The following is a 7,873-nucleotide window of genomic DNA, read 5'->3' as shown; positions in this document are numbered from 1 at the left end:
TATGACGTCGAACATCATCCAGTCGTACATCCAGGGTCGTGAGATCGACATGAACGACATGCAGAAGCAGTTCTTCAAGAAGTATCTGGAGAAGATCAACCAGCAGAAGAAGAAGATCGCGAGCTGACTGGTTGCGGCTGCGGGAAACACCAGGAGGCCGGTGCGCTCAGCGCACCGGCCTCCTGTCACATGAGACGCGTCGTTGCCAAAACCATTCCGCTTGCCGTATTGTGTTTAAAACTGTATACGGTATTGTATATCGGTTCGCGCTGAGGCTGTTCACCCGTCCTGTCATACCAGACTGGAGGCAACGCATGCGTTCGGAAAGCCCGCCACTGTTCCCCGTCCTTGGACTTCTTCGTCGAAACCGCGTCGGCTGGCTCGCCGCTGCCCTCGCGGCTTGGTTCACCACAGGAGCCGTTGCGCTCCAGGCCCAGAATTCTGGGACGCTCGGCGGCCAGGTCGTGGACGCCAAGAACCTGCGCGGCTTGGATGGCGCCCAGATCCTGGTCCAGGGCACCGGCATCGGCACCCTCACCGACGGGAGCGGCGGGTTCCGGCTCACCGGGCTTACCGGCAGCACGGTCACCCTGCAGGTCCGACGCATCGGCTACAAGCCGCTGACGCAACAGGCCACCGTGGGTCGCGCCGATGTCCGCATCCTGCTCACCGAGCAGCTCAACAGCTTGAGCGAAGTGGTGATCACGGGAACCGCGGAGCCGGTGGAGAAGCGGGCGATCGGCAACTCGGTGACCAAGATCGATGCGGCGTCCGTGCAGAACATCGCGCCCGCCGCCGATGTGTCCTCGCTCCTCAATGGACGCGCGGCCGGCGTCGTGCTCACCGGTGGATCGGGCGCCGTAGGATCAGGTCCGCGCATCCGCATCCGCGGCGCCGCGTCGCTCTCGCTCAGCGATCAGCCGCTCATCTACCTCGACGGCATTCGCATTGCGAACGACGTCTCCAGCGGCCCGCGTTCGCAGTTCTTCTCGTCGGGCGTCATCTCCCGCCTCAACGATATCGACCCCGAGAACATCGAAAGCATCGAAGTGATCAAGGGACCGGCGGCGGCCACGCTCTACGGCACGGAAGCCAACAACGGCGTCATCCAGATCATCACCAAGCGCGGCAAGGCCGGACGCCCGGTGTTCACCTGGAACACCCGCCTCGGCAACAACTGGTTCCAGGACGCGGAGCGGCGCATCCCGAGTACCTACCGGCGTATGCCTGACGGATCGATCGCCTCGTGGAATCCGGTCGCTACCGAGCGCGCCGCGGGGCGCGAACTCTTCGCCAACGGACTCACGCAGTCGTACAACATGAGCCTCAACGGCGGTAACGAGGCGGTGAAGTACAACTTCGGCAGCACCTACGACAACGACAAAGGCATCGAGCCCACCAACCGCCTCGCCCGATGGACGGGTTCCGGGAACATCTCGATCTCCCCGTACAAGTCGCTGGACATTCAGGCGACGTTCAACACCACGCAGCAGACGATCAACGTGCCGCTGGAGGCCGGCGGCGGCATGTGGTTCTCCGCGTACTTCGGCTCGGCGCCCGTGACCGACGCCGAAAAATTGCGGCGCGGCTTCTTCTCGGCGCCGCCGGAGGCGTTCTGGGGCGCGTTCAAGCAGTATCAGAACGTGAAGCGCACCACCGCCTCGCTGCAATTCAATCATCGTCTCGGCACCTGGCTCACCCAGAAACTCGTCGTCGGCAACGACCTCACGGGTGAAGACAATGTGAACCAGACCGAGCGCATGTCACCGTTCTTCCGGCAGTTCTTCGGCAGCCCGGTGGACCAGAACGGCAACAAGCTCACGCGGCGCCAGGAGTTGTCGGTCACGTCGCTCGACTATGCGGCCACGGCGAAACGTCAGGTATTCGGACTGCAGACGAGCACGTCCTTCGGCGCGCAGTACTTCAAGCGGCAGAACTACACGCTTGCCGCGCGCGGTGAAGGATTTCCGGCCGGCGGGCTGACGTTGGTGGATGCCGCGGCGGCCACGTTCGGCGGTGAGGACTATTTCGAGAACGCGACGCTCGGCTTCTACGGCCAACAGCAGGTGAACCTCAACGATCGCGCCTACCTGACCGCCGCATTGCGCGTCGACAACAACAGCGCCTTCGGCGAGGACTTCAGCTGGACCACCTACCCCAAGGTGGCGGGCACGTGGGTGATCAACGAGGAACCGTGGTTCCCTCTCGACTGGGTGAACGGCCTCAAGCTGCGCGCCGCGTACGGCGAGACGGGTCAGCAGCCCGCGGTGAATTCCGCCCTGCGCACCTACGCCGCGACGACCGGGGGCAACGGCGGGTCGGCCGTCACACCGCAATCGCTGGGCAACCCGGACCTGCGCCCTGAACGGGGCAAGGAAATGGAATTCGGTTTCGACGGGACCTTCCTGAGCGACCGACTGAGCACGGACCTCACGCTCTACCGGCGCAACACCGAAGACGGCATCCTCTCGCAGACGGTAGCTCCGTCGGCCGGCTTCGCCGGCGAGCGTTTCATCAACATCGGCAAGATCCGCAGTCAGGGCGTGGAACTGTCGATGCGTTACGCGGCCGTCGCGCGCGAAAACCTGAACATCGATCTGGGCTTCAACGTCTCGAAGAATGACAATCAGGTGATGGACCTCGGCGACCTGCCGCTGCCGGTGGACGAAAACGGCGACAAGTACATCCAGTTCGGTGCGCAGCGGCACATCCGTGGCCGTCCCGTTGCCTCCTGGTACGACTTCCGTGTCGTCTCGGCGAAGTTCGATCCGACGACCAAGCGCGCGACCGATCCCCTGTGCGATAACGGGAAGGGTGGCACCACGCCCTGCCTCGATGCGCGTGGGCAGCCGATCGCCCCGCGCGTTTTCCTCGGTCGCCCCGATCCGAGCCTCGAGGGTTCGTACAACGCGACCGTCACGCTACTCAAGCGGTGGCGCCTGTACGCACAGTTCGACTTCAAGGGGGGCAATGTGACCCTCAACAACAACGATCGCGCGCGTTGCCAGGTGCTCGGGTTGTGCATGGCGAACCTGGAGCCGGAGAAGTACGACCCGACACTGGTGGCGCAGCTGCAGTCGCCCGGCGTGTTGCGGAATTTCGCCTATCAGGGCGCCGGATTCACCAGGCTGCGGGAGCTGTCCCTGGCGTACCAGATGGGACCGCGCTTTGCGCGGCTCGTGCAGGCGCGTTCGGGATCCGTCACGCTGTCGGGACGCAACCTTGCGCTGTGGACCAAGTACGGCGGCACCGACCCGGAAAATTTCTTCACGCTGCAGCAGTTCGTGCGGTTGGAGCAGGCGCAGGTCCCGCCGCTGGCGCAGCTGCTGTTCTCCGTATCGCTCACCTATTGACCACCCCAACGCGAGATGACTGCCATGAGATATTTGGGCCGTGGCCTCCGGGCGCGTGGTACCCGGGCGGCCGTTGTGACTTTGGCGACGGGGGCACTCGTTGCCTGCGGGACGTTGCTGGAAGTGGAAGCGCCAAGCCGCATTCTGGAACAGACACTGCTGCAACCGTCCAATGCCACGGTCCTCGTGGCCGGTGCAGTGGCCGACTTCGAGTGTGCTCTCGGTAACTTCGTCCTCACCGGCGGCACCTTGGCCGACGAGTTCTCGGATTCACAGGCGAATGCCGCGACGTGGGACATCGACCGTCGCACGAATTTCCCCGCCACTGCCCTGTTCGCCACGGGCGGGTGCGGCGGATTCGGCGTATACACACCGCTGTCGATTGCCCGCTTCCAGGCGGACCAGGCGCTGCGGCTGCTGGACAAGTGGACCGATGCCGAAGTGCCCGGGCGAGCCGCGCTGCAGGCGCAGGCGGCGGCCTTCGCCGGGTACAGCTACGTGCTGATGGGCGAGATGTTCTGCTCCTGCGCCTTCGATCTCGGGCCGGAGCTCCAGCCGGGCGGGGTGTTCGCACTGGCGGAGGAGCGATTCACGCGCGTGATCAATGCGACGGGTGCGCCGGCCGACCTGCGCAATCTCGCCTTCGTGGGACGCGCCCGCGCTCGCATCAACCAGGGCAAGCGCACCGAAGCAGCGGCCGACGCGGCGCAAGTGCCGGCGGGCTTCGTGTACACGGCCAAGACCACCGCGGCGGCGGGGCGTGCCGAGAACCGCATCTTCCGCTTCAACAACACCACCGGAACCGTAACGGTCGACTCGCAATTCCGTGCGCAGCGCGTGGGCGACACGCCGGATCCGCGCGTGAATGTGGCGGATGCCGGGCGCGGGGGTTCACTGCCGGCCGTGCGACTTTGGGTGCAGAACAAGTACCGGTCGCTCAGTGATCCCATTCCGATGGCCACGTGGCGCGAAGCCGTGCTGATCCGCGCCGAAGTCGCAGGTGGCCAGACGGCGGTGCAGCTGATCAACCAGCTGCGTACCGCCTCGAACCTGCCGGCCTTCAGCAGCACGGTGGATTCACAAATTCAGGCGCAGGTGCGCGAAGAGCGGCGGCGCGAGCTGTTCCTCGAGGGCCATCGCCTGTTCGACACCATCCGGTTCAACCTACCGCTCGTTCCCGCCGCCGGCTCGGTGTTTCCCAACGGCGGGGGCAACTATGGCTCCAACAAGTGCCTGCCGCTGCCGGATGTGGAACGCCTGAACAATCCGAATATCGCGGGCTGATCGAACACGGGGAACGGTGGGAGCGTCGGTCACGACGCGCCCGCCGTTCCCCAGACCTTTTCCGGGAATCACATGACACACGCAGGCGTTCTCTCGCGCTCCGTGCGCTGGGCTATGGCCTTGGCGCTCACCTCGGCGACGGCCGCGGCGCAATCGACTCCCCCGCGGCGCATCGCAGAGGTCATGGCCCGTCCGGAGTTTGCCCACGCGTCATGGGGAATGGAGTTCTACGACCTGCAGTCGGGCAAGACGATCTTCGCGCTCAACCGCGATCGCCTCTTCGTGCCGGGCTCCACCACCAAGGTGGTCACGATGGCGACGGCCTTGGAGGTGCTCGGCCCCGACCATCGTTTCCGCACGAAAGTGTTCCGCACGGGGCCGGTCGTCGGTGGTGTCGTGCAGGGCGATCTGGTGCTCGTCGCCAGCGGCGATCCCAACCTGTCGGGCCGGGCGCGACCGGGTGAGCAGTACGCATTCATCGATCAGGATCACTCGTACGGCGGGCAACCGCTGCCGGACGACCCGCTCACGGTGATCAAGGCCATGGCCGCTCAGGTGGCAGCGCGCGGTATCAGGGCGGTCACCGGTCAGGTACTGGTGGATGCGTCGCTGTTCGCCGAGGGGGCGCGGGAACTCGGCACGCGAGTCACGCTGTCGCCGCTGGTGATCAACGACAATGTGATCGATCTGGTGGTGCGCCCCGGGGCCACGGCCGGCACAGCGGCCACCGTGACGGTGTCGCCGGCGACACCGTATCTCACGGTTCACGCCACCGTCACCACGACCGACAGCGGCGGAACGCCTGCACTGCGGATGGTCGAGGACAGCACGAACCGCGATCAGCGCACGTTGGTGATCACCGGGAGCGTACCACGAGGGGCACCGTCCAACCCCCGTTGGGTGATCCCCGCGCCGAGCCGCTTCGGTGAGATCGTCCTCGCCGCAGCGCTGCGCGACGTTGGGGTAACTGCGATCCCGCGACTGGCCTCGCGCGCCATCGATGCGACGGCGCTCCGTGCTCACTACGCCGATTCGCTGATGGTGGCGGAACACGTCTCCTTGCCGCTGATCGCCGAAGCGCGCGTCCTGCTCAAGACGAGCCAGAATCTCCATGCCAGCAACTTCCCGCTCATTCTGGGGGCGCTGGAGGCGCGGCAGGCCGGTCCGCGTGAGGCTTCGCGCACCGGCTTCGATATCGCGCGTGACCTGATGCAACGCCATGGACTGGATTTGGATGGCGCGGTGCAAGGCGATGGTGCCGGAGGGGACGCCTATTTTTCGCCGGCCTTCATGACGCGTTTTCTGGAGATGGTGTGGAAGCGCCCGTATGCGGCCGCGTTCAAGAAGGCCCTGCCGACGCTTGGGGTGGACGGCACGCTCGCCGCGATCCAGAAAGACAGCCCGGGCGCAGGGAAGGTCTTCGCGAAGACCGGAACCTTCAGCAGCTACGATCCGCTCAATCGGCGCATGATCGTACACGGCAAGGGATTGGCCGGCTACTTCACCACCAAGGGCGGGCGGGAGATTGCGTTTGCCCTCTACGTGAACAACGTGGCCGCGAATGTACCCGACCCAACCGTGCTCGCCGGTCAAGCACTCGGCGAGATCGCCTCGATTGCGTGGGAGAGCCTGCGCTGACGGCAGGCACCAGCGCCGCGTCCTGTTTCGTGGGGTGGCACTAGATTCCCGTTGGATCGATCCAGTCGCGGCAATTTCGATGGCCGTGGCTGCGCACTTGTCCAACGTCGTCTCTGCATGACCGCCCCCGAACCGCTCGACCATCCCACTGTCGGAAGGCAGCGTTGGCGCGACCTGCTGTTCCTTCACTGGCGTGTCCCGGTATCCACTGTACAGAGGACTTTGCCGGAGGGACTGACCGTCGACACGTTCGACGGCGACGCCTGGGTGGGCATCGTTCCCTTTGCCATGCAGGGCGTGCGTCCGCGATTCTTCCCGCCGGTACCGTGGCTGTCGTGGTTCCTCGAGCTCAACGTGCGCACCTATGTGCTAGACGCGCAGGGCGTGCCGGGCGTATGGTTCCATTCGCTCGACTGCGACCAACCGGTCGCGGTGGAGATCGCGCAAAGGTGCTTCCAATTGCCCTATATGCACGCGCGCATGCGGGCCACACGCATGGGCAGCGTGGTTGACTACACCCGCCGGCCTCGGTACTCGCGGCTGAGCCCGTCGATGTGGCCATTCGTTCGCTGAGGCGACTCTCGCCGCGGTTGGCGCCCCCTCACGTTTTGGGCATCCTGGCAGCAGACTTCAGGGTCGGCCCCTGCCGCACATCTCATTGCGCGGCATTTTACAATGCGGCGCCTGCACGGTGCATGTGAATGGCGCGCCGGTGTTGCGCCTGCCAGCGACGCATGCAAACGCTCGAAGGTGCCTCGATGATCACCATCGAGGGGCTGCAGCCGGATGGCGCGCATCCCGCTGCAGCAGACGTGGCGTCGCATCGACGTACCGCAGTGCGGCTTCTGCCAGTCGGGAAAGATCATACAGGCCGCCACACTGCTGGCACCGAATCCCTAACCCACCGACGCGGACATCACCGCCGCGACGAACGGCCACATTTGCCGCTGTGGGACCTACCCGGCACTTCCGCAATTAGAACGTGATGCCGGTGGAGAGCTTGTAGAAGCCGCCAGTCGCACCATCGAGCACGTTGTTGCCAAGCGTCATGCGTGCAAAGGTGTTGGACTGCGGAAGGGTGAACTGGAGATAGGCGCCCACCCAGCGGTACGTATCGCTCGGCGACCCATTGCGCGCCGTCGTACGGGAGTTGCGCAGCTGCTCGAGGTGTACACCGGCCGAGGCGATGCGGGCAAACTTCACGCCTGCGTTGGCCCAATAGTGGAGGAAGTCGAGCTGCACCGGCCCGACCTCGCGCGCCGCGCGATAGTAACCCGAATAGAACTCACCCTCGGTACGCGCCGACGAATGATTGATCGTCAAGCTTGGCACGATTCCGTCGAACACGTTGGGGCTACCGCCCTGCGGGGCACCGGAGAGCAGCGAGCCGTTCGTGATGCCGATTTGCGGCTTGATCGAGAGTTGGTCGCCAGCGACGCGAAAGCGCGCACCGACGCCGAACTCCGTCCACAGGTTCGCACCATTGGCCGGTCCGCCCACGTTGAAGGCAGGGATCGTCCACAGCGTGCCATAGAACGCGATATCGACCTTCTTCGCCTTGTTCGGCGTATAGGTGCCCGCGAACGTCGGATAGAAGC

At 65.0% G+C, this 7,873-nt stretch carries 6 protein-coding genes; 5 read left to right on the top strand and 1 reads right to left on the bottom strand.

From position 1 onward, the window contains the following. Positions 1–314: 314 nt before the first annotated feature. The 5 genes from ACIQ6O_RS10110 to ACIQ6O_RS10090 all read left to right on the top strand — a co-directional run bounded on the left by ACIQ6O_RS10110 (position 315) and on the right by ACIQ6O_RS10090 (position 7,175). Positions 315–3,353 carry a SusC/RagA family TonB-linked outer membrane protein gene (locus ACIQ6O_RS10110; protein ID WP_396207662.1) on the top strand — a complete coding sequence of 1,013 codons (3,039 nt, stop codon included), beginning with the start codon at positions 315–317 and terminating at the stop codon, positions 3,351–3,353. Between the two features lie 24 nt (positions 3,354–3,377). Then, positions 3,378–4,637, top strand: a complete 1,260-nt coding sequence (locus ACIQ6O_RS10105; protein ID WP_396207661.1) for a RagB/SusD family nutrient uptake outer membrane protein — start codon at positions 3,378–3,380, stop codon at positions 4,635–4,637. 72 nt (positions 4,638–4,709) lie between these two features. Further along, entirely contained in the window at positions 4,710–6,275 is a 1,566-nt protein-coding gene (gene dacB, locus ACIQ6O_RS10100; protein ID WP_396207660.1) for a D-alanyl-D-alanine carboxypeptidase/D-alanyl-D-alanine-endopeptidase, read from the top strand. Between the two features lie 117 nt (positions 6,276–6,392). Continuing rightward, entirely contained in the window at positions 6,393–6,848 is a 456-nt protein-coding gene (locus ACIQ6O_RS10095; RefSeq protein ID WP_396207659.1) for a YqjF family protein, read from the top strand. Positions 6,849–7,061: 213 nt separating this feature from the next. Next, a complete protein-coding gene (locus ACIQ6O_RS10090) occupies positions 7,062–7,175 on the top strand; it encodes a 2Fe-2S iron-sulfur cluster-binding protein (protein WP_396207658.1) in 114 nt (37 codons plus the stop codon). A gap of 75 nt (positions 7,176–7,250) precedes the next feature. Here the strand turns inward: ACIQ6O_RS10090 and ACIQ6O_RS10085 are convergent. Then, a partial coding sequence (locus ACIQ6O_RS10085) for a DUF6733 family protein (RefSeq protein ID WP_396207657.1) occupies positions 7,251–7,873 on the bottom strand: 623 nt, incomplete at its 5' end.

Origin of the sequence: Gemmatimonas sp. (assembly GCF_044345575.1) — a bacterium.
Lineage (GTDB): Bacteria > Gemmatimonadota > Gemmatimonadetes > Gemmatimonadales > Gemmatimonadaceae > Gemmatimonas.
This window is presented reverse-complemented; position numbering and strand designations above follow the sequence as displayed.